The organism is Streptomyces sp. NPDC001508, assembly GCF_040298665.1.
In the GTDB taxonomy this organism is placed as follows: domain Bacteria; phylum Actinomycetota; class Actinomycetes; order Streptomycetales; family Streptomycetaceae; genus Streptomyces.
Map to the genome: position 1 here is coordinate 26502 of NZ_JBEPAP010000042.1, position 20165 is coordinate 46666.

At 71.9% G+C, this 20165-nt stretch carries 19 protein-coding genes and 1 pseudogene; 9 read left to right on the forward strand and 11 right to left on the reverse strand.

Going from position 1 to position 20165, the window contains the following annotated elements; all coding sequences use genetic code 11:
* Positions 1 to 20: 20 nt before the first annotated feature.
* Positions 21 to 908 carry a LysR family transcriptional regulator gene (locus tag ABT245_RS30380; RefSeq protein ID WP_351739535.1) on the forward strand — a complete coding sequence of 296 codons (888 nt, stop codon included), beginning with the start codon at positions 21 to 23 and terminating at the stop codon, positions 906 to 908.
* 325 nt (positions 909 to 1233) lie between these two features.
* Here ABT245_RS30380 and ABT245_RS30385 read toward each other — a convergent pair whose 3' ends face one another.
* From ABT245_RS30385 to ABT245_RS30395, 3 genes are all read right to left on the reverse strand, one after another.
* Entirely contained in the window at positions 1234 to 3378 is a 2145-nt protein-coding gene (locus ABT245_RS30385; protein ID WP_351739537.1) for a putative bifunctional diguanylate cyclase/phosphodiesterase, read from the reverse strand.
* Entirely contained in the window at positions 3375 to 4190 is an 816-nt protein-coding gene (locus tag ABT245_RS30390) for an SAM-dependent methyltransferase (RefSeq protein ID WP_351739540.1), read from the reverse strand. Before ABT245_RS30390 ends, ABT245_RS30385 begins: the two co-directional genes overlap by 4 nt.
* A 306-nt stretch (positions 4191 to 4496) precedes the next feature.
* Positions 4497 to 5453: an SCO0930 family lipoprotein gene (locus ABT245_RS30395; RefSeq protein ID WP_351739638.1), complete on the reverse strand. Its 957-nt coding sequence runs from the start codon at positions 5451 to 5453 to the stop codon at positions 4497 to 4499.
* A 479-nt stretch (positions 5454 to 5932) separates the two neighbouring features.
* Here ABT245_RS30395 and ABT245_RS30400 point away from each other — a divergent pair, with 479 nt between their 5' ends.
* Together ABT245_RS30400 and ABT245_RS30405 are read left to right on the forward strand one after the other, a co-directional pair.
* Entirely contained in the window at positions 5933 to 6502 is a 570-nt protein-coding gene (locus tag ABT245_RS30400) for a hypothetical protein (protein ID WP_351739543.1), read from the forward strand.
* A 49-nt stretch (positions 6503 to 6551) separates the two neighbouring features.
* Entirely contained in the window at positions 6552 to 7316 is a 765-nt protein-coding gene (locus tag ABT245_RS30405) for a bestrophin-like domain (RefSeq protein WP_351739546.1), read from the forward strand.
* A 130-nt stretch (positions 7317 to 7446) separates the two neighbouring features.
* Here the strand turns inward: ABT245_RS30405 and ABT245_RS30410 are convergent, their stop codons facing one another.
* A complete protein-coding gene (locus tag ABT245_RS30410; RefSeq protein ID WP_351739548.1) occupies positions 7447 to 8103 on the reverse strand; it encodes a hypothetical protein in 657 nt (218 codons plus the stop codon).
* A 334-nt stretch (positions 8104 to 8437) separates the two neighbouring features.
* Between ABT245_RS30410 and ABT245_RS30415 the strand changes: the two genes are divergently transcribed.
* On the forward strand, positions 8438 to 9109 hold the full coding sequence (locus ABT245_RS30415) for a class F sortase (protein WP_351739550.1): 672 nt from the start codon (positions 8438 to 8440) through the stop codon (positions 9107 to 9109).
* Positions 9110 to 9144: 35 nt separating this feature from the next.
* Here the strand turns inward: ABT245_RS30415 and ABT245_RS30420 are convergent, their stop codons facing one another.
* The 3 genes and pseudogenes from ABT245_RS30420 to ABT245_RS30430 form a co-directional block, all read right to left on the reverse strand.
* On the reverse strand, positions 9145 to 9987 hold the full coding sequence (locus ABT245_RS30420; protein WP_351739553.1) for a polysaccharide deacetylase family protein: 843 nt from the start codon (positions 9985 to 9987) through the stop codon (positions 9145 to 9147).
* A gap of 6 nt (positions 9988 to 9993) precedes the next feature.
* Positions 9994 to 10368: a hypothetical protein gene (locus tag ABT245_RS30425; RefSeq protein WP_351739641.1), complete on the reverse strand. Its 375-nt coding sequence runs from the start codon at positions 10366 to 10368 to the stop codon at positions 9994 to 9996.
* A 61-nt stretch (positions 10369 to 10429) separates the two neighbouring features.
* Positions 10430 to 10723: pseudogene (locus ABT245_RS30430) on the reverse strand (hypothetical protein); the annotation flags it as partial.
* On the opposite strand from ABT245_RS30430, the gene ABT245_RS30435 reads away from it, so the two are divergent.
* Together ABT245_RS30435 and ABT245_RS30440 are read left to right on the forward strand one after the other, a co-directional pair.
* Entirely contained in the window at positions 10694 to 11164 is a 471-nt protein-coding gene (locus ABT245_RS30435; protein WP_351739556.1) for a universal stress protein, read from the forward strand. The pseudogene ABT245_RS30430 and the gene ABT245_RS30435 sit on opposite strands and share 30 nt — an antisense overlap.
* A gap of 495 nt (positions 11165 to 11659) precedes the next feature.
* On the forward strand, positions 11660 to 13090 hold the full coding sequence (locus ABT245_RS30440) for an amino acid permease (protein WP_351739558.1): 1431 nt from the start codon (positions 11660 to 11662) through the stop codon (positions 13088 to 13090).
* On the opposite strand, the gene ABT245_RS30445 is transcribed toward ABT245_RS30440, so the two are convergent.
* On the reverse strand, positions 13077 to 14231 hold the full coding sequence (locus ABT245_RS30445; RefSeq protein WP_351739561.1) for a CapA family protein: 1155 nt from the start codon (positions 14229 to 14231) through the stop codon (positions 13077 to 13079). The two genes, ABT245_RS30440 and ABT245_RS30445, sit on opposite strands and share 14 nt — an antisense overlap.
* A gap of 231 nt (positions 14232 to 14462) precedes the next feature.
* Between ABT245_RS30445 and ABT245_RS30450 the strand changes: the two genes are divergently transcribed.
* From ABT245_RS30450 to ABT245_RS30460, 3 genes are all read left to right on the forward strand, one after another.
* Positions 14463 to 15011, forward strand: a complete 549-nt coding sequence (locus ABT245_RS30450; RefSeq protein WP_351739564.1) for a sigma-70 family RNA polymerase sigma factor — start codon at positions 14463 to 14465, stop codon at positions 15009 to 15011.
* 134 nt (positions 15012 to 15145) lie between these two features.
* A complete protein-coding gene (locus ABT245_RS30455) occupies positions 15146 to 15661 on the forward strand; it encodes a hypothetical protein (protein ID WP_351739567.1) in 516 nt (171 codons plus the stop codon).
* 166 nt (positions 15662 to 15827) lie between these two features.
* The gene (locus tag ABT245_RS30460; protein WP_351739569.1) at positions 15828 to 16481 is read left to right on the forward strand and encodes an anti-sigma factor family protein; all 654 of its coding nucleotides are present in this window, start codon (positions 15828 to 15830) and stop codon (positions 16479 to 16481) included.
* A gap of 58 nt (positions 16482 to 16539) precedes the next feature.
* Here ABT245_RS30460 and ABT245_RS30465 read toward each other — a convergent pair whose 3' ends face one another.
* Genes ABT245_RS30465 through ABT245_RS30475 form a run of 3 tightly spaced genes read right to left on the reverse strand, consistent with a single transcriptional unit; the run spans position 16540 to position 20134 of the window.
* Positions 16540 to 17403, reverse strand: coding sequence for an Fpg/Nei family DNA glycosylase (locus ABT245_RS30465; protein WP_351739572.1), 864 nt, complete (start codon positions 17401 to 17403; stop codon positions 16540 to 16542).
* 31 nt (positions 17404 to 17434) lie between these two features.
* On the reverse strand, positions 17435 to 19522 hold the full coding sequence (locus ABT245_RS30470) for a SpoIIE family protein phosphatase (RefSeq protein WP_351739574.1): 2088 nt from the start codon (positions 19520 to 19522) through the stop codon (positions 17435 to 17437).
* A 60-nt stretch (positions 19523 to 19582) separates the two neighbouring features.
* Positions 19583 to 20134 carry a hypothetical protein gene (locus tag ABT245_RS30475; protein WP_351739577.1) on the reverse strand — a complete coding sequence of 184 codons (552 nt, stop codon included), beginning with the start codon at positions 20132 to 20134 and terminating at the stop codon, positions 19583 to 19585.
* Positions 20135 to 20165 lie beyond the last annotated feature (31 nt).

Genomic DNA, 20165 nt, shown 5'->3' on the forward strand with positions numbered 1-20165 from the left:
GCAGGGCTTATGCTGACCGGGTGCAGTTCCAGCAGCTCCAGTACTTCGTCGCGGTCGCCGAGACCCGGCACTTCACCCGGGCCGCGGAGTTGGTCCATGTCGCCCAGCCGTCGCTGTCCCAGCAGATCAGGTCGCTGGAGCGGGAGCTGGGGGCGGATCTGTTTCTGCGGGCCCGCGGCAACATCACGCTCACCGACGCCGGCGAGGCGCTGCTGCCGCTGGCCCGGCGGATCCTGGCCGACGCGGACACGGCCCGGCACGAGGTGCAGGAGCTGGTGCAGTTGCGCGGCGGACGCGTCCGGCTGGGCGCCACCCCGAGCCTGTGCACCGGCCTGCTCCCGGACGTGCTGCGCGCCTTCCACGACCGCTATCCCGGCATCCGGCTGCTGATCGAGGAGGGCGGCTCGCACGATCTGGTGCGGGAGCTGGCGCGCGGCGCGCTCGATCTGGCGCTGGTCGTGCTGCCGCTGCCGACGCCGTCGCCCGCGCTGACCACGGTGGAGTTGCTGCGCGAGGACCTGGTGGTGGTGTCCTCGCCGGAGGCCCCGGCACCGGGCCGCGGCGGGCGCCGCCCCGTACGGATCGCCGACCTTGAGGGTGCGCGGCTGGTGATGTTCCGGCACGGGTACGACCTGCGGGAGCTGACCGTCACCGCGTGTCGCTCCGCTGGGTTCGAGCCGGATTTCGCGGTGGAGGGCGGTGAGATGGACGCGGTGCTGGGTTTTGTGCGGGCCGGGTTGGGGGTGGCCGTCCTGCCGCGGATGGTCGCTACGCGGTCGGGGCGGGGCCTGCGGGTCACTCCGTTGGCTCGGCCGGGGCTGCATCGGACGATTGCGCTGGCGCACCGGAGTGACGTGGCGCCGCCGCGGGCTGCTCGGGAGTTGCAGCGGATGCTGCTCGAACGCTGACGGGTGGCTGCGCCGCTTTGGCGGTGGGGGTGTGGTGTGGCTGGGGGTGCCTTTTGTTGGGTGCCGGTGTTGTTGGGAGTGTGGGTGGGTGGGGGTGCGGTGTCGTTGGAGGGTGCGGGTGGGTGGGGGTGCGCGTTTTTTGCGCAGTTCCCCGCGCCCCTATGGCCGTAGCGCCGGATCGCATCCGCGGCGGCGGGCGGTGCGGGGGCGTCGTGGTTGCTCGCGCAGTTCCCCGCGCCCCTGGGCTGGGGCGCGGGGAAGCACATTTGGTCCGTACTCCACCACGACGCGACACACATCCGCCCCCGACGGGCGGGCAGCGGGGTTACGTTGTTGTGTCTGCCAGGGCCAGGTGGTGGAGGCGTTCTGGGGGGCCGGGGCGGGCGTAGTACCAGCCCTGGGCCGTGTCGCAGCCCAGTATGCGTAGTTGTTCGGCCTGGGCGCCGGTCTCCACGCCCTCCACGGTGACCGCCAGGTCAAGGCTGTGGGCGAGCGAAACGATCCCCTCGACGATCTTGAGGTCGACGGGGTCGGCCGGGAACCGCTGCATGCTCTGGGTGAAGGAGCGGTCCAGCTTGAGGATGCTCACCGGCAGACGGCGCAGATTGGCGAGGTTGGAGTAGCCGGTGCCGAAGTCGTCCAGGGCGATGTCCACACCCATGTCGGCCAGCCGACGCAACGGCTTGAGCAGGTCGTCGTCGGCTCCGATCAGCGCGGACTCGGTGACCTCCAGGCACAGTGCGTCCGGGGCGACACCGGTGCGCTCCAGGATCTCCACCGTGTCCTGGACCAGACCGGGATGGCTGAGCTGGCAGGGCGAGAGATTGACGTTGATGCGCAGCGGGCCGCTCGGCGTCTGCTCGCCGTATCGTTCCCGCCACTCGCGCGCCTGGCGCACCGACTGCTCCAGGACCCAGCGGCCCAGCGGAACGATCAGCCCCGTGTGCTCGGCGAGCGGGATGAACCGGTCGGGGCCGATGACCCCGTGCTGCGGATGCAGCCAGCGGACCAGCGCCTCGGCCCCGCGGACGCTGCCGTCACCGAGGTGCACCAGCGGCTGGTACTCGATGAAGAACTCGCCGCGCTCCAGGGCCGTCGGCAGCGCCGTGGTCAGCCCGTGCCGGGTGATGGCACGGGCGTCGGCCTCCGCGTCGGCCAGCTCGAAGCGGTTGCCGCCCGCCGACTTGGCCCGGTACATGGTGATGTCGGCGCTGCGCAGCACCTCCGCGGCGGTGCGCTCGCCCGCCGGGCCCTCCACGATGCCGATGCTGCCCCGCACAAGCAGCTCACGGCCGTCGACGCTGACCGGAGTGACGAGGGCGTTCAGGATGCGCTCGGCCAGTTCGTCGACCTCCCGCTCGGTGTCGGGCCCGGTGGTCAGCGCCACGAACTCGTCGCCGCCGAGCCGGGCGACCATCTCGCCGGGCGCGGTGGCGCAGGACTGGAGCCGGTCGGCGACCTCGACCAGCAGCCGGTCGCCGGCCGCGTGGCCCAGGCTGTCGTTGATGGTCTTGAAGCCGTCCAGGTCCAGGTAGCACAGGCCGAAACGCTGGCCCTCGCCCGCGCCGAGCGCCTTCTCCAGGCGTTCGAAGAACAGGGTGCGGTTGGGCAGCCCGGTGAGCGCGTCGTGCGTGGCCTCGTAGCGCAGCCGCAGATTGAGCAGCCGCCGCTCGGTGGTGTCCTCCATGAGCGCGAGCTGGTACTGCGGCTTGCCGTCCGCGTCGCGCAGCAAGGAGACCGTGAGATTGGTCCACAGCACGGTTCCGTCGGTGCGGTTGAACGCCTTCTCCACGTGGTAGTGCTCGCGCTCGCCGCGCACGAGTTCGTCGTAGAGCCGCCAGGTCTGCGGCGCGTCCTCGGGGTGCGTCCACTCCGGTACCAGGCGGCCGCGCAGCGCCTGTTCGGAGAGCCCGAACATACGCAGCAGCGCCTCGTTGACCTGGAGCACCCGGCCTTCGAGGTCGGCGATGGCGATCCCTATGGCCGCGCCCTCGAACACCGCGCGGAAGCGGGCCTCGCTGGCGTGCAGGGCCTTCGCCACCACGCCCTGCGCCTGCAACGCGGCCCGCGCGATGGCCTCCTGCTCGGCCAGGGTCCGCTCACGCAGCGCCTGCGCGAACCCGGCCGCCATGGCGTGCTGCAACCGGGAGCAGCGCATGCGCAGTTCGTCCTGCGGCCCGTCCTCGCCGCAGTACAGCACCAGATAGGCGTCGACGCAGTCCAGGGTGCGGGACAGCGCCTCCGGGTCGGTGCAGTGCGCGTCGATCAGCGCGGCGCCGACCGCCTTCGCCTCCTCCGCGTCGAAGCCGCGCCGGCGCAGCGCACGGCTCAGCCGGCGCGCGAGCGGCAGGAGTCGTTCCTCGAACTCCGGCCGGGTCAGCGACGTCGACGTCACCGGGAACACGGCCCGGCTCCAGATGGTCGCGAACCGCCGCAGTCTGTCCTCCGGCCCGTCCGGCTCCGCGCTCACGCCGTACGCCCCACACCCGCGAAACCGGAGAACGCGAACGGATCCTCGTCGTCCGGGTCCTCCGTCTCCGGGCGCCAGCGCGGCATCGCCACCAGTCCGGGTTCCACCATGTCGTACCCCTCGAAGAACCGCGCGATCTCCTCGCGCGAGCGCATGATCAGCGGGTTGTGAATGTCGTTGTATACGTCGACCGCGCCTGCGGCCCGTTCGGGCGGCAGCGGGATTCCCTCGTACGAGGCATGGGTGAGGATCAGCAGGCTGCCCGGCGCGAGTGCCTCGCGCAGCTCGGCCACCGCACCGTAGGGGTCGTCCGCGTCTTCCACGAAGTGCAGTATGGCAACGAGCAGCAGCGCCACTGGCCGATTCCGGTCGATCAGTGACCGAACCTCGGGGTTCGACAGGATCTCCTGGGGCTTGCGGAGGTCCGCGGCGACGACGCCCGCGTTCTCGTTGCCCGCCAGCACCGCCTGGCTGTGCGCCACCGCCACCGGGTCATGGTCGACGTACATCACGCGGGCGCCCGGCAGGGCCGCCTCGGCCACCTCGTGGACGTTGCCGAACGTGGGGATGCCGGAGCCGATGTCGAGGAACTGGGTGATGCCCTCCCGCACCGCGAAGCGCACGGCGCGACGCATGAACGCCCGGTTCGCCTGCATGATCTTGGGGAGTCCCGGCAGGAACTCCATGGCCTTGCGGGCCGCCTCCCGGTCGACCTCGAAGTTGTACGAACCGCCCAGGTAGTAGTCGTGGATACGCGCAACGCTCGGCACGGTGATGTCAATGCTCCGTGGGGCCCAGGCGGGACGCTCCATGTATCTCTCCAAGGCGTAGGCGATCCGGTGTTCGAGCTGAGGCTACTGATCGCCGGTCAATGGAGCGACCCGAAACGGAAATTGACCATCCGTTCCCGGTCACTGCCTGCGGCACGTGCCGGAACGACGCCGCAGCGTGACGGTGCCCACACGCAGCGGTCCGCCCCCTCCGTGCGGTGCGAAGGGGGCGGACCCGTGGTCGTGCGCCTTTTGTTGTGCGTCCGGCACTCGCTTGCCGTCGTCCCTCCCTTCCGCGGTGGTCCGATACTGACTGGGGCGGGGAGATCAACCCTGGGGAGATGATCCCTACTTGGGCGCGCCGACCGGCTTGCCGTCGGGCGCGACGGCGTACCAGGTGCCGCCCACGCCCTGACCGTTGGTGTCCCCCGGGGCCTCGTCACCGGAGAAGGTGTAGATCGGCCAGCAGTCGACGGTCATCTGCTTGGCGCCGTCGGACCGGGTGAAGCCCATCAGGCCCTTCTTCTCGACGCCCTTGGTGTCGGCCGCGTCGACCGGAGCGACCGCCGGCCACTTCTCCAGGCAGTCTCCGGTGCAGTTCGAGACGGGCTTGGGCCACGCCTGGTCCTTCATGAAGCGGTAGACCGTCATGCCGTTCTTGTCGATGACGATCTCGCCCAGCTTGGGGTCCTTGCGGGTGGACAGGCCGGGCAGGTCCGACTGGGCCGCCTTCTTGCCGTCGGGGGCGAGCGCGAACCACTTGCCGCCGACGCCCTGGCCGTTGACGTCACCGACGTTGACGTCCTTCGCGTAACGGTAGGCGGGCCAGCCGCCCACGGTCAGCTGCTTGGTGCCGTCGGTGCGGGTCACCTCGCCGAGCAGGGCCTTGTCGATGCCGGTGCCGGCGCTCGCGTCGTCCGCGGGCACCGGCGGCCAGGTCGTGGCGCAGTCGCCGTCGCAGTTCGACTTGGGCGGCTTGGCGGTGTCCTGGTCGAAGCGGTAGAGGGTGAGGCCCGAGCCGTCGGTCAGGACCTTGCCCAGATCGGGGTTGGCCGCGACCGTGAGGGCTCCCGCGGGCGCGGCCGGGGTCGGCGAGCTGGAACTCTGGCTGCCGTCGGCGCCGTAGCCGTTGCCCGCGCCGGTCTCCGTGCCGGCGCCGCCGTATCCGCCCGCCGCGGCCGTGGCCCCGACGTTCTGGGCCGCCGACGACGGGGTGGTGACATTGTCCTGACCGCACGCCGTCGTCAGGGCCAGCACCGAAGCGGCCGTTGCCACCAGCGAGGCGGCCCGCCACGAGGTCTTCATCGTCAACTCCCCATTATCGCCTGGATATTGCAGCGCTCGCTGCGCCGCCGCACGACATTGGGTACGGACGGAACGGGCCATCGTGTTCAACCGCCCCGAAGATTTCTCGACAACGGCCGTGCCGGGCCGCGCCGGACACCGCGGCACGAGCGTCTCCCGGACACAGGCCGGCCTCCGGCGCGGGCCGGGCGGCGGCAGGCGACGGTGCCCTGGCCCCTGCCGCCGTGTCTCCACGTACTCCCGACACTCACGTACCGCCGGCGCTCCCGGAGTTCGCCGCCGCCGCACCCTCCCGCGCCGCCCGACTCACGCCGCGACGGATGACGGGGTTGGCGTCTTCCGGGGTGGCGTACACGCGTGCGTACAAAGCGGGTTTCGGGGGGCCGGTGTTCAAACCGCCCGAAAGGCGCTTCCCCCCTTCGGGGCAATCCGCGGGCTCTGCGGCGTGGCCGGACTCCCCACACCCCATGATCTCGGTCGTGCAACCCGAAGCGACCCGATTCCCGCCCGCGGCAAGGGCGTTGAGCCTGGTGGTGCTGGTGTGGGCCTTCGTGGGCTGTCCGGTCGGCACGGCCAGGGCCGACGCCTGCGCCTACGCCGCGACGGGCCCGGAGGACACGGTGACGGTGACCGTCGCGGGCGGCTCCTGGCCGATCCCGGCGCACTGCCACACGCCCACGCCCCGCCCGACGCCCACACCGACGCCCACACCGACGCCCACTGCGGCACCGCCCCCACCCCCGTCACCACCGCCGAAGCCCACGCCCGAACCGCCGCCACCGTCGAAGCCGAAGCCGCCGGCCCCGCGGGCCCTGCCGCGGCCGGCCCCCACCCCGACGCCGAAGCCGACGCCGGCCCGTACCGAGGCTCCCGCACCCCGGCCGTCGGCCGAGCCCGCCCCGCGGTCCTCCGCGGCCCCGGTCAGCTATCCGCGCTACCGCCCCCGGCCGGCCGACCCCCCGGCGCACAACCGGACCTCCCCGGTCACCTACGTCCTGCTCATCACCATCCCCGCGATCGTCGCCGTCGCCGCGCTGCGTCCCCGCTGACACCGGAAGCGCACCGGCATCTCGATTCGCTCGTCCCTGGAGGCACCTGTTGTCGGATTGGCTTGTTCTCGTCCTCGCGATGCTGGGCGCATGCGCCGTGGTGGTCGTCATCACCCTGGTACGGCACCGGACCGCCGCCGAGGACGACGACCCCAGCGAGACCCCCGACGTCATCGAGTACATGACCATGTGGATCGGCGTCGTCTACGCCATCGTCCTGGGTCTGGCCATCGCCGGTGTCTGGGAGGCGCGCAGCTCCGCCCAGGACCATGTGCAGGCGGAGGCCCAGGCGCTGCACGAGATCTCGGAACGGGTCCGGGTCTACCCGCCCGACATCCGCGACGGCATTCGGGCAGATGTCAACGCCTATGCCGGACACGTCGTCCGCACCGAGTGGAAGACGATGGAGCGCGACGACCGCCTCACCGACACCGGCGCCCGGCTGCTCGACCGCATCCGCCGCGACGTCACCGACTACCGGCCGAGGACGGACTTCGAGGCGCAGGCCTACCAACCGCTCGTCGACCAGGTGACGGCGGTGGACCAGGCGCGCAGCGCCCGCGCCGAGTCCACGGGGGCCACGATGCCCGGCGTGGTGTGGTTCGGGCTGCTCTTCGGAGCGGTGGTCACCATCGGCATGGTGTTCGCCCTGCAGATCCGGCGCACCCCGCGGGAACTGGTCCTCGCCGGGCTGTTCTCCGCCACGATCGCGTTCATGCTCTTCTTGATCTGGATCTTCGACTCCCCTTACAGCCGGGGCATGGACGCGACGGCGCAGCCGTTCCTGGACCTCTTCCCGAACGTCATGAGCTGACGGTCCGGACCGGCCACGGCGGACCACCGGGGGGCGTGCGCGCCGGGCCACGCACGCCCCGTCCACAGCGGGGATTTCGCCTGAACGGCCGACACGGATGACCCGTTCGCGCTACTGGGTTCGCGCAGGGTCAGATCCGCTTCTCGTGCCGACGGCGCAGCCAGAACACGCCGCCGCCGATCACGCCCGCCGCCACCAGGCCGCCGCCGATGGCCATGTCGGCCGGGGCCGCTCCGGAAGTGACGGAGCCTCCGATACCGCCGTGGACCGGGCCCGGTCTGATGTCGTTTCCGGGCCGAACGCCTTCACGGCCGTTGCCGAGTCCTTCACGGCCGAGTCCTTCTCGACCGCCTTCTCGACCGCCTTCTCGGCCAAGGCCTTCACGGCCGTTGCCCGGGCGCAAGCCGTTGTTGCCGGGAAAGTAGCCACCGCCCGGAACGACGAGGCCCGGTCCGACCCCGCCCGGCGCGAACCCACCGCCCGGAAACACGCCACCCGGGGCGACGCCACCCGGAAAGACTCCACCACCTGGAAAGACGCCACCGCCGGGAAAGACGCCACCGCCCGGAACGACGCCACCAGGAGCGACGCCACCCGGGGCGACGCCGCCCGGAACGACGCCGCCCGGAGCGATTCCACCGCCCGGCAGGACTCCGGTGCCGTTGACGCCGCCGGTGTTGCTCGGTCCGCCCCCGTTGCCCACGCCGTCCGCGACGGCCGTGGGGGCGGCGAGCCCGAGGACGGCGACGGCGATGGCCGTGGCCGCCAGGGCGCGAGTGTTACCCATGTGATCCTCCGCGAGAGGCACCCCGGGACCCGTCCCCGGTCGATCGGCGAAAAAGCACCTCCGGGGTAGACCTTCGGATGAACGGAACACGCCCGCATGTCGAGAATGCTCCGTCCCGGTGATCAAACACGCTGAACTAAAAGCCCACAATCGGATGTTGTCCCAGGTCACGGACCGTCAGGAAAATTCCTCGCGGTCGCAACTCGGATGGCGCACCGAAAGGCGTCCCGGTCACCCGTTCGCCAGCGCCCCCGTCGCCGCCCGTCCGCGCGCGACTTAGCGTTCTCGTATGCGTGAATGACGCGGCGACGGCCGCGCCGAGAGGGGATGGCGAATGTCTGCGTTCGAGCTGTCCGAACTTCCCGAAGAGGAGGAACGGCGCAGGAAGCGCGCTCCGTGGGGCGTGATAGCACTTGTTCTGCTGACCGGTCTCGCGCTCATCCGCAACGGGTCGGGCGAGTTCGACGTCGGACCGCCGCAGCCCGCGCAGAACGCCGCTGCCGACAGCCCCGTACCCGGCACCGGCATCGCCGGGGCGCCGGACGCGCTGTCGTTCTCCGCCGCGCAGCGGGTGATGATCCCGGCGATCCGGGTCGACGCCCCGGTGATTCCGGTCGGCCTGGACACGGACGGCTGGGTGACCGCGCCGCCGCCGGAGGACCCGAACCTGGCCGGCTGGTACACGGGTGCCGTCTCACCCGGCGAAAAAGGGACGTCCGTCATCGTCGGCCATGTGGACAACACGGCCGGTCCCGCGGTGTTCTACGGACTGGGGTCCCTGAAGAAGGGGAACCGGATCGAGGTCCGGCGCAAGGACAAGAAGACGGCGGTCTTCGAGATCTACGGCGTCGAGGTCTTCGCGAAGAACAGCTTCCCCGGCGACCGGGTCTACGGCTCCAAGGGGACACCCGAACTCCGGGTGATCACCTGCGGAGGCGGGTTCTCCAAGCAGAACGGTTACGACGGGAACGTCGTCGTCTTCGCCCGCCTGGCCGAGGTCCGCTGACGGTGCCCCGGCCGGGCGGGCGGCGGGCGCGCCGCTCAGCCGTAGGGCCGCTCGGGGACGGTCAGGTGATAGCCCTTGTCCAGCAGCCAAGGCAGATAGCCGCGCAGGGCGTTGACGCTCTGCGAGCGGTCGCCCCCGGCGTCGTGGGAGAGCACCACGACGCCGGGGGCGGCGCCGCGCTCGATCCGGTCGATGATGGTGCGGGTGCCCGGCGTGGTCCAGTCGAGGCTGTCCACCGTCCAGGCCAGCGGCTCCATGCCCATCTCGGCGCCCAGTTGGAAGGCCGCCCGGTTCCAGGCCCCGTACGGCGCGCGGAACCAGCGGGGGTGCTCGCCGTAGCCCTTCGCGATGGCCTCGCTGGTGCGTTCCATCTCGGAGCGGATCTGTGCCCGGCTCAGCTCGGTGAGCCGCGGATGCGACCAGGTGTGGTTGCCGACGACGTGTCCCTCGTCGGCCATTCTGGCCAGCAGATATCCGTTCCACTCGGCCATCTCCCCGCACACGAAGAACGTCGCGCGGACGTCGTACTTCGCGAGGGTGTCCAGGATGTGCGGGGTGTAGGCGGGGTCGGGGCCGTCGTCGAAGGTCAGCAGCATGCGCCGGCCGGTGCCGGGCATCCGCAGGATCGGCTCGTGCCGCACGGGGGTCCGGGCGGGCAGGGCGCGCGGCGGTCCGTCACCGATCAGCGGCCGCAGACGGAACGCGGAGGAGTTGACCGCGGCCCGTGCCCCGGGTCCGGCGGCGGGTGCGCCGCCGGGCCGTGCGGGGACCGTGTCCGTGCGGCCGGTCAGGAAGAGGTCGGCGGTGCCGGCCGCCGCCATGGCGGCGGCGCCGGCGAGCAGCACGCGGCGCCGCGTGAGCATCTGATCCTTCTTCATGACTCATCACTCGCCCCGGGGCAGCGGCGCACCACTCGCACACCGGTGCGGCGACGGGTTTTCCACCCGCACGGCGCAGCCGTCCGCACGCCGGTACGGCCGTGCGTCACCGGCGACGGACGAGCGGCCGTGCGTCAGCGGCGACGGACGAGCGGGAAGGGAAGGGAAGGGTGTCCACACACGGGCAGCCGGGTGCCGGCGTCGGCCTGTTCGCCGAGCGCCTGGGAGATCGCGCCGTACACCGTCCTGACCGGCCAGGCCCCGGAGAAGGCCGGCCGTGCGGCCCAGTACGTCGGTGAGGACGACCGGGCCGAGGTGGACCAAGACCAGCCACCAGGCGACCCGCTTGCGGGCGGCGGTCGCGACGGCCGGCAGGAGCAGGAACGACGGCGTACGCGAGGTCGGCGCCGACCGGGACGATCAGCAGGTCGAGGGCGCGGACCAACGGGCGGAGCAGGACACGCAGCGGCGCGCTGAACGCCAGGAGGGCGCAGAGCGCGGCGAGGGCGCCGAGGAAGGCGGCGAAGCCCTCGGGCACCCGGCCGGGAAGCGGTCCGCGGGCGGCGGTGTGGGGCCCATGGCGTCCTTCCCCTGGGCGGCCTCCGCGGTGGCCCTCATGGTTCCGACTGTAGGAACCGCGGGGGCGGCGCCCGTCGAGGGCTCCCGGAGGGGAGCGGGACCTGCGGTTTCCGATAGCCTCACGGCCGTGACGGAACAGCACGAACAGCACGCGCACAGATTCGAGCGGGGCACGGACGGGCCGAAGGTCATCGTGGCCGGAGTGGACGGCTCCGAGTCCTCGCTGCGGGCCGCCGCCTATGCCGCCGGTCTGGCCCGGCGGCAGCACGCGCTGCTCGCCGTCGTCTATGTGCAGCCGGTGATGGCGGCCGGGGCCGCGCTCGGGGCGCCGGTGGCGGAGACGACGGACGAGATCGCCGAGGACCTCGTCACCCACATCCGTGAGTCCGCCGAGCAGGTCAAGGGGATATTCGACGTGCGCTGGGAGTTCCACACGTTCCGTGGCGATCCCTACAGCGGCCTGGTGAAGGCCGCCGACGAGCTGAAGGCCGACGCGGTCGTGGTCGGCGCGTCCGAGCAGGCGGGCCACCGGTTCATCGGCTCGGTGGCAATCCGCCTGGTAAAGGCAGGCCGCTGGCCGGTGACGGTGGTCCCGTAGCCGGGGCCCCACACCGACGGCAAGCACAGGCAGGCCCCCGACGAGAAGGCCGGCCCCCCGACGCCCCCACCGCCGACCGCCCAGACCGGGCCCGGCACCGGCGGCACCACCCCGACCACGCCCGTCCCGGCGCCACCCACCAGGCAAGCCACCGATGCCTGCCCGCCCCTTCCGCAAACCGGCCCCGGCCGACGATCTGCTCGCGGTGACCGGGCCGTGCCCGAGACGGCAGCGAGCCGAAGCGGTACACCGAGGCGACGAACGCGACGCGTGGGGGCATCGAGCGCGGCCGGGAACCGAACGCGCAACGGCGTCCCGGCCGGGAGCCGCCCAACCGGCCCGCCACAGACCACTCGGCCTGCCCTCTGTCTGGAGACGGCTCGGCGTGGGGTGGCGGTGGAGGGTGGATTCGTGTGTGGTGTCTTTCATGGTGCGCAGGTGTGGGCCATCATGATCCGCCGTCAACCGTTCGCCGTAGGTGAAGAGGTGAGGCACATGGCCAGGATCCGGCCGGGTGAGGGCATTCTCCGCCGCAAACCCATCGAGCACATCGAGGACACCGAGATCGGCGAGGGCCCCCGGCTGGCGAGATCGCTCGGCCTGTGGCAGCTCACCGCGATCGGCGTGGGCGGCATCATCGGCGCGGGCATCTTCACCCTGGCCGGCACGGTGGCCAATGGTGTGGCGGGGCCCGCGGTGGTCGTCTCCTTCCTCATCGCCGGTCTCGCCAGCGCCGCGGCGGCCCTGTCGTACGCCGAGTTCGCGGGCCTGATCCCGAAGGCGGGATCCGCCTACACCTACGGCTACGCGGTGCTCGGCGAGTTCGCCGGCTGGTTCATCGGCTGGGATCTGCTGCTGGAGTACACGGCGATCGTCGCGGTGGTCGCGATCGGCATCTCCGGCTACTTCAGCTTCCTGGTCGAGGAGATGGGCGCGAACCTGCCGGCCTGGATGCTGGGGGCGCCCGGCACCGGGGCCGGGCACCGGGTGGACCTGTTCGCCGCGCTGCTGTGCCTGCTCATCGCCTGGCTGCTCACCCTCGGCATCCGCAGCGCGGCCCGCTTCGAGACGATCGTGGTGGTGCTGAAGGTGCTGGTGGTACTGCTGGTGATCGGTGTGGGCGTCTTCCACATCACCACCGCCAACTACCACCCGTTCTTCCCCTACGGCGTCGGCGGGGCGTTCACCGGCGCGGCCACCGTGTTCTTCGCGGTGTTCGGCTACGACGCCATGTCCACGGCCGCCGAGGAGTCCAAGGACGCGCAGCGGCACATGCCGAGGGCGATCGTCTACTCGCTCGCGATCTCGATGGTGCTGTACGTGGCGGCCTGCCTGGTACTGACCGGAATGCAGAACTACCGGCACATCGACAAGGAGAGCGGCTTCGCCACGGCGTTCAAGTCGGTGGGCCTGAGCGGGCTGGCGGATGTGATCGCGGTGGGCGCGATCATCGGCATCCTCACCGTGATGTTCACGTTCATGCTGGGCGTGACCCGGGTGTGGTTCTCCATGTCTCGGGACGGGCTGCTGCCCAAGTGGTTTGCGAAGACGCATCCGACGCGGCACGTACCGACGCGGGTGACCTGGATCGTCGGGGTGGCCTCGGCCGCCATCGCCGGGTTCCTGCCGATCGGCGAGGCGGCCGAACTGACGAATATCGGCATCCTGTTGGCGTTCGTGGTGGTGTGTACCGCGGTGATCGTGCTGCGCTACCGGCAGCCGGATCTGCCGCGCACCTTCCGTACGCCGTGGATGCCGTTCGTACCGGCGCTGGGCGTCGTCTTCTCGATCTGGCTGATCACCTTCCTGCAGTGGCAGACCTGGGTGCGGTTCGCGGTGTGGTTCGTGGTCGGGGTGGTCGTCTACTTCGGGTACTCCTACCGGCGTTCCGCGCTCGCCGGGCCGGGGCGGGTCACTCGCCCATGACCAGGCCGTCCTTGGCGGCGCCGCGGGCGAGCACCACGTCCCGGATCCGGTCGCGCACGCCGGTCAGCTCGGCGCCGTCGGCGATGGCCGCGTTGATGTTGACCACGCGGCCCGCGTCGAGGTCGTACAGCTGCGGGATGAACTCGGCGCGGGTCACCTCCCAGCGGGTGCCGGGCCGGGCGGGCGGGGTGAAGGTGAAGCGGGCGAGCGTGGACTGGTTGCCGCGCGGGTCCTGGAGGCCCTGCCGGTTGTACATCTCGCCGGCGATCTGATCGCCCATGCCGTACACGACCCAGGTCCCGTTGACCTTCTCGTACGCCTGCGGGACATGGGCGTGGGTGCCGATGATCAGGTCCAGGTCGGGGCGGCCGGCGGTCCGTGAGGCGGTGAGGCGCTTGGCGAGGGCGAGTTGCCGGTCGTCGGGGTCGTCCTGCCATTCGGTGCCCCAGTGCAGGGACACGACGACCACGTCCGCGCCCTGTTTCCGGGCGGCGCGGGCGTCGGCGACGATCCGGGCCTCCTCGATCAGGTTGACCGCCCAGGGCTGCCCGGCCGGCGGCGCGAAGCCGTTGGTGTCGTAGGTGTACGCCAGGTGCGCGACCCGCGCCGGGCCGGCCTGCATGAAGGTGGCCGCGCGGGCCTCCCCCTCGACACGCGCCGTCCCGGAGTGCCGCAGGCCCGCCCGGTCCATGGCGTCCAGTGTGCGGGCGATGCCCTGGGCGCCGTCGTCGAGGGCGTGGTTGGAGGCGGTGGAGCAGGCGTCGTAGCCGGTGGCGGCGAGGCTGGGGGCGATCTGCGGCGGGGACTTGAAGGCGGGGTAACCGGTGTAGTCGCCGTTCGCGCCATACACGGTCTCCATGTGACACAGCGCCAGGTCGGCGCGGTTGACGACCGGTTGTACACCGGCGAGCATCGGACGGAAGTCGTAGCCTGCGCCGTCCGCGTCGAAGTTGGCCCGCTCGATCACGGAGGTGTGTGGCAGGACGTCGCCGGAGGCGACGAGGGTGAAGCCGCGGGCCGCCGCCGGCGGCGCCGGGTGTGCGGGCGCGGGCGGCTGCTTGCGGGCCTCGGCCGAGCAGGCGGCGGCCGCCGTGAGGAGTACGGTCAGGGCCAGGGCGACCTGGCGACTGCGTGCGATCATCGGCTCATCCCGGATGGTCTCGAATCACCGTCACGTTTCGTATTTACAGACAAATGAGTACGAAGATGACGGCCGCCCCAAACGACCCGGTGGCCCTCTTTAACCCGTCCGGTGTCCGTGACCGGCCGTGACGGACCGTTCGCCGAACCGTTCGCCGACGCGATCGACCGTCCGTCGCAGATCCCTGCGCGCACCCTGTCCCCTCGGCGGACCCTGCGCTGCCATGGGGCCATGACGGCCGGAACCACCCTCGACCATGGGACGACGACCGCCGAGCACGAGCTGGCCGCGCTGCAACGCGAGCACGGCCGGCCGCTGTTCGCGCTGCTGCTGCGGCTGTGCGACGGGGACCGGCAACGCGCCGAGGACCTGGTGCAGGAGACCTTCGTACGCGCCTGGCAGCACCCCGAGGCGCTGCGCGCCGACGCCTTCGACTCGGTACGGCCCTGGCTGCTGACCGTGGGCCGGCGGCTCGCGATCGACGCGCGGCGGGCCCGGCAGGCGCGACCGCCGGAGGTCGGCGACGCGATCCTGGAGAACGCGCGGGTGTGCGCCGACCACGCCGAGCGGTCGGCCGCCACCCTGGATGTGCGCGAGGCTGTGAAGACACTCACTCCGGAACACCGTGAAGTACTGGTGCTCGTGTATTTCCGAGGGGCGAGTGTTGCGGAAGCCGCAAAAACGCTGGGCATCCCACCCGGTACGGTGAAGTCCCGCGCGTACTACGCGCTGCGCGCCCTGCGCCGGGTTCTGCCGGGATACGCGCCCGACCTGCGGTGAAACCGGGCCCTGGGTCAAGTCTCGGTAAAGCGCCTTGCTGCGGACCCTGTTGGAGCAATCAGCTGTCTTCATCCGTGTTCCGGACCGGGGCGGGGTCCGGGCGACGCGCACGTACCGGAGGAAGGCAGGACGGGATGCTGCACAGAGGTCAAGAGAGCACGGACGGCACCGGCGGCGGCGCGCTGACCGTCCCCGTGGCCTGGTTCTACGCCGAGTACATCGCCGACGAACTGCTGCGGACCGGCGATCTGATGCCACCCACGTCCTTCGAGTTCCGGGCCGGCCGGGACGCGCTGGCGCTGACCGTCTTCCTGTCCGACACCGACGGCGAACTCTCCGGCATCCGGGTCGTCTCCCAGCTGGAGACCTGGCTGTCGCTGACGGCGTACGACCAGCCCTGGCAGGACTGGGTGCGCGAGCGCATGGCCCAGCTCGTCACCGCGGCGATCGCCTCCGGCGCCCCCGCGCCGGACCTGGACCTCGCCGCTAAGGCCTGGCGCTGGCTCCAGGAGACCGAACTGCTCGCCCCCGACCTGGACGCGGTGCCGGGCGGCGGCCCGGTGGTCGGCGAGGAGGACGGGCCGAAGGTGTGGACCCCCGCCTGGCGGCTCGGGCTGCCCCTCGGCCACCTCGCCATCCATCTCTTCTGAGCCTTTTTCGCCGACGGACCAATCCGTGGGCCTGACCGCTCCGAATTCCTGGGTTGTCCCAGGGGGGCGGCGATTGTGGATGTGGCTTGAGTGATTCGGCTGTCCGGTGCGTACCGGTGGGTGCACGCAGTCACCCCACCCGCACCCAACGGCACGAGGATTCGGCATGAGGTCCCTGGAAAGGCATCGCGACGTCGGCGCTTACGCGCTCGGCGTGCTGGACGAGGCGGAGGCCTTCCGCTTCGAGGACCACCTCATGGAGTGCCCCAGCTGCACGGCACACATGACCGAATTCGGCTCTGCGGCACGGCAGTTGATGCTGTACCGGCGGGCCACGCCGCGCGTTGTGCACCCCCTGGCCCAGCCGGGCCCGCGGCTGCTCGACCGGCTGCTCGCCGAGGTCACGGCACGCCACCGGGCGCGCCGCCGGCGTCTGCTGTTCGGCCTTGCGGCCTCCGTGGTGTTCGCCGTCGCCGGTCCCGGGATCGTCGCCTACGCCGGGCACGGGACGGCGTCCGTACGGGTCACGGCGACGACCGACCCGGACTCCGGAGTGTGGGCGCAGGTGACCAGCGAGGGCGAGGCCTACGGCACCGAGGTCGAGCTGAAGGTCAGGGACGGGGCGGGTCCGCATTCCTGTCGTCTGGTCGCGATCGGCGAGGACGGCACCGAGCAGATCCTCACCAGCTGGACGGTGACCGGCCACGACGCCGGCGTGAACACCCTGCGGGGCGCCTCCGCGATGTCCCCCGAGAAAATCGACCACTACGAGGTACGCACCGCCACCGGAGAGCACCTGGTGACCCTCAAGTCCCCCTGACAAGCCACCACGGCGCCGCGGCCGAACGACGGCACAAACGCGCCCCACCCCGCGGAAACTACTTCAGCAGGCGCGACATCCTGCGGTCCGCCAGCGGCTTGCCGCCCGTCTGACAGGTCGGACAGTACTGCAGCGACGAATCGCTGAACGACACCTCGCGGATGATGTCGCCGCAGGCCGGACAGGGCTCCCCGGCGCGGCCGTGCACCCGCAGTCCGCTCTTCTTCTCCGCCTTGAGCCGCCCGGCGGCCAGCCCCCGGGAGCGCTCGACCGCCTCCGTCAGGGTGGTGCGCAGCGCCTCGTACAGCCGCCCGGTCTCCTGCGGGGTCAGGGACGCGGCGAGCTTGAACGGGGACATCTTCGCGGCGTGCAGGATCTCGTCGCTGTAGGCGTTGCCCACGCCGGCGAGCAGGCTCTGGTCCCGTAGCGCGCCCTTGAGCTGCCGTCGTTCCCCCGTCAGCAGGGCGGCGAGCCGGGCCTCGTCGAAGTCGTCGGCGAGCGGGTCGGGGCCGAGCCGGGCCACGCCGGGCACCTCCCGCACCTCCCGTACCAGGTACACCGCGAGCCGCTTCTGGGTGCCGGCCTCGGTCAGGTCGAAGCCCGCGCCGTCCGCCAGGGCGGCCCGCAGCGCGAGCGGGCCCTTGCCGGGGCGCGGCAGACCGTCCGGCAGCCGGTCCTTCCAGTGCAGCCAGCCCGCGCGGGCCAGGTGCGTCACGAGGTGCAGGCCCCTGTCGCCCTCGATGTCGAGGAACTTGCCGTGCCGGTGCACGGCCGTGACCTCGCTGCCCTCGAACGCGGAGACCGGCGGGTCGTAGGTCTTCAGGACGCTGATCGCGACCGGCAGCACCCGGACGACCTCGCGGCCGACCAGTTGCTCGGTCAGGAAGTCCTTGAGCGCTTCCACCTCGGGGAGTTCCGGCATAGGTCCAGGGTGCCACCGGGGCGCCGAGTGGTCAGCCGCGCCCGCCCGTCCGGAACTCGCACCACACGCATTTGCCGCCGCCGCGCGCCTCGACGCCCCATACGTCGGCGAGCCGGTCGACCAGCAGCAGGCCGCGTCCGGAGACCCCGGACTCCCCCGCGTCGCGGCGGCGCGGCAGGGCGCTGGAGGAGTCCTCGACCTCGACGCGCAGCCTGCGCTCGCTGCCGCCGAGCACCCTGAGGGTGACGATCGCGGAGCCCTCGGTGTGCATGAGCGCGTTGGTGATCAGTTCGTCGGCGGCCAGTTCGATCTCGTCGGCGTGGTCGCGGGCGCCCCAGGCGCGGACCGCGGCGCGGATCATGTGCCGGGCCAGCGCGAGGGCCCGCGGGTCGCCGGGGGCCACATGCTGCTGGAGCCGGCCGCCGCCCTGTGTCGTGTCGGCGTCGCGGCGGCGCAGCAGGAGCAGGGCCACGTCGTCGTCGCCGCCGCGTTCCTCGGCCATGTCGATGAGCCGGTCGGCGAGGTCGCGTACGTCCTTCGGGCCGGTGCCGATCAGTTCGGTGAGGGTCCGCACCCCGTCGTCGAGGTCGGTGCCCGGCTGTTCGACGAGACCGTCGGTGCACAGCAGCAGGGTCTGGCCGGGGTCCAGTTCGAGGGTGGCCACCGGGTATTCGAGCCGGCCGAACTCGGCGGACAGGCCGAGCGGCAGTCCGCCGTCGACCGGCATGCGGTGACAGCTGCCGTCGGTGTGCCGGATCAGCGGGTCGATGTGACCGGCCCGGACCATCTGGACCACCCCGGTGGACAGGTCGGCCTCCGCGTAGAGGCAGGTGGCGAACCGGTCGGTGTCCAGTTCGTGCAGGAACACCGAGGCCCGGGCCATCACGGTGGCCGGGGTGTGCCCCTCGGCCGCGTAGGCGCGCAGCACGATGCGCAGCTGGCCCATGACGGCCGCCGCGTGTGTGTCGTGCCCCTGGACGTCGCCGATGACGGCGCCGACCCGGCCGCCCGGCAGCGGGATGAGGTCGTACCAGTCGCCGCCGATGTCCCGGCCGAGGGAGCCCGCGGCGGAGCCGGCGCGGTAGCGGACGGCGATGTCGGCGCCGCGGACGCTCGGGATGGTGCGCGGCAGCATGGCCTGCTGGAGGCCCTGGGCGAGGTCCCGTTCCTGTTCGTAGAGCATGGCGCGTTGCAGGCTCTGCGCGATGCTGCTGCCGAGGGCGACCAGCACGGCGCGTTCCTCGGCCGAGAAGCCGCGCCGGTCGTTGTAGAGCAGGCCCATGGCGCCGATCGGGCGGGCCTCGGCGATCAGCGGCAGATAGGCGGCCGAGGTGATGTCGAGGTCGGTGAGGTGCGGCCACAGGATCGGATAGCCCTCGGCGAACTCCTGCGGGGACTCGATGAAGCGGGGGCTGAGGAGGCGCACGACCTCGCTCATCGGGTAGGGCTCGTCTATCCCGGTGACCCGGGTGCCGGGCACGAAGCTGCCCTCGGGTCCCTCGGCGACCAGCCGGATCCGGCCCGCCTCCACCAGGCCCATGACCAGGCTGGTCGCGCCCAGGTGCCGTACGCCGTCGGTGTCCTTGAGCACGTCGATGACGTCCTGGACGCCGCGGGCGTGGGAGAGGGCGGCGGTGATGACCTGCACCACGTTGCTCTGCCGGCGGAAGGCCGCGTGCTGGGCGGCCCGCAGGCTGCGTTCCTCGCTGTCCGCGAGTTCCTGGGTGGCGTCGCGGACGATCCCGATGACCCGGCGCGGTCTGCCGGTCTCGTCGCGCCGGATGTAGCCCTGGGTGTGCGTCCAGCGGTAGCGGCCGTCGCGGCGGCGGATGCGGAAGTAGGCCCCGTAGTTCTCGCTGCCGTCCTTGATGGCGCGGGAGACGACGGCGTCGATCCGGCCGGCCTCCGGCCGGGGCACCCGGGTGCCGAGCGACTCCAGGCGTCCGTCGAACTCCTCGGGAAGCAGGTCGAACACCTCGTGGGCCTGGGCGTCCATATGGTAAAGACCGGTGTCCAGGTCCCAGTCGAAGGTGCCCATGCGGTTGAGCGCCAGGAACGGATCCGGGTGGGCGGGCCAGTCGTCCGGGACCGACCGGGCGCTCGCTCCCCGATCGGACATGGAGCCGCCTTGCCAGGGTTCGTCCGGTTCTTCGACCGGTGTCGGCGCCACCGTGGGCCTTCAGCCGCCGAGGACGCCGGTGGGGCTGTCGAAGATCGCGTCGGTGACGGCGGTGTCCTCGGGGACCCGGCCGCCGCCGTCGGACAGGTCGGGCGCTTCCGGGACGGTCTCGGGTCCGGCCTCCTCGGTGGTGCGCGGGGAACCGTCCGGCTTCGAGGCGGGTGGCGGGACCGACCGGGTGGCCGAGGGGGCCGGTCGGGTGTCCCGGACGCAGTCGGCCGGGCCCGGCCGGGGCGCGGTGGCGGCGTCCGCCACGGCTATGTCCGCACTGGCGTTCGGATCCGGGGCGGGGGACGCCGTCCCGGGCGTGCAGGTCGGCGCCGGGCTGCGCGGGCCGTCGCCGGTGGGGCTGACGTCCGGCGACGGGGACGCCGTGCGCGGCGGCGGATCGGGGTCGGGTACGGCGGCGGGCACGGCCGACTGCGCCGTACGGGTGGCCCGGCCGTCGTCGGCGCCGCATCCGGCGAGGAGCGGCACCGCCGAGAGCGCCGAGAGCACACTGACCGTGAGGATGGTTCCGGTGGGTATCCGCACCGCGTTCTCCGACATCATTCAGACCCAGTGGGGACAATCGACCCTTCGA

Excerpts from the sequence above, each read along its gene's own strand:
- ABT245_RS30390 (WP_351739540.1), bottom strand. The coding sequence starts at position 4,190 with ATGGAGCGTCCCGCCTGGGCCCCACGGAGCATTGACATCACCGTGCCG.
- ABT245_RS30395 (WP_351739638.1), bottom strand. The coding sequence starts at position 5,453 with ATGAAGACCTCGTGGCGGGCCGCCTCGCTGGTGGCAACGGCCGCTTCG.
- ABT245_RS30410 (WP_351739548.1), bottom strand. The coding sequence starts at position 8,103 with ATGGGTAACACTCGCGCCCTGGCGGCCACGGCCATCGCCGTCGCCGTC.
- ABT245_RS30415 (WP_351739550.1), top strand. The coding sequence starts at position 8,438 with ATGTCTGCGTTCGAGCTGTCCGAACTTCCCGAAGAGGAGGAACGGCGC.
- ABT245_RS30420 (WP_351739553.1), bottom strand. The coding sequence starts at position 9,987 with ATGAAGAAGGATCAGATGCTCACGCGGCGCCGCGTGCTGCTCGCCGGC.
- ABT245_RS30440 (WP_351739558.1), top strand. The coding sequence starts at position 11,660 with ATGGCCAGGATCCGGCCGGGTGAGGGCATTCTCCGCCGCAAACCCATC.
- ABT245_RS30445 (WP_351739561.1), bottom strand. The coding sequence starts at position 14,231 with ATGATCGCACGCAGTCGCCAGGTCGCCCTGGCCCTGACCGTACTCCTC.
- ABT245_RS30450 (WP_351739564.1), top strand. The coding sequence starts at position 14,463 with ATGACGGCCGGAACCACCCTCGACCATGGGACGACGACCGCCGAGCAC.
- ABT245_RS30455 (WP_351739567.1), top strand. The coding sequence starts at position 15,146 with ATGCTGCACAGAGGTCAAGAGAGCACGGACGGCACCGGCGGCGGCGCG.
- ABT245_RS30460 (WP_351739569.1), top strand. The coding sequence starts at position 15,828 with ATGAGGTCCCTGGAAAGGCATCGCGACGTCGGCGCTTACGCGCTCGGC.
- ABT245_RS30465 (WP_351739572.1), bottom strand. The coding sequence starts at position 17,403 with ATGCCGGAACTCCCCGAGGTGGAAGCGCTCAAGGACTTCCTGACCGAG.
- ABT245_RS30470 (WP_351739574.1), bottom strand. The coding sequence starts at position 19,522 with ATGTCCGATCGGGGAGCGAGCGCCCGGTCGGTCCCGGACGACTGGCCC.
- ABT245_RS30475 (WP_351739577.1), bottom strand. The coding sequence starts at position 20,134 with ATGATGTCGGAGAACGCGGTGCGGATACCCACCGGAACCATCCTCACG.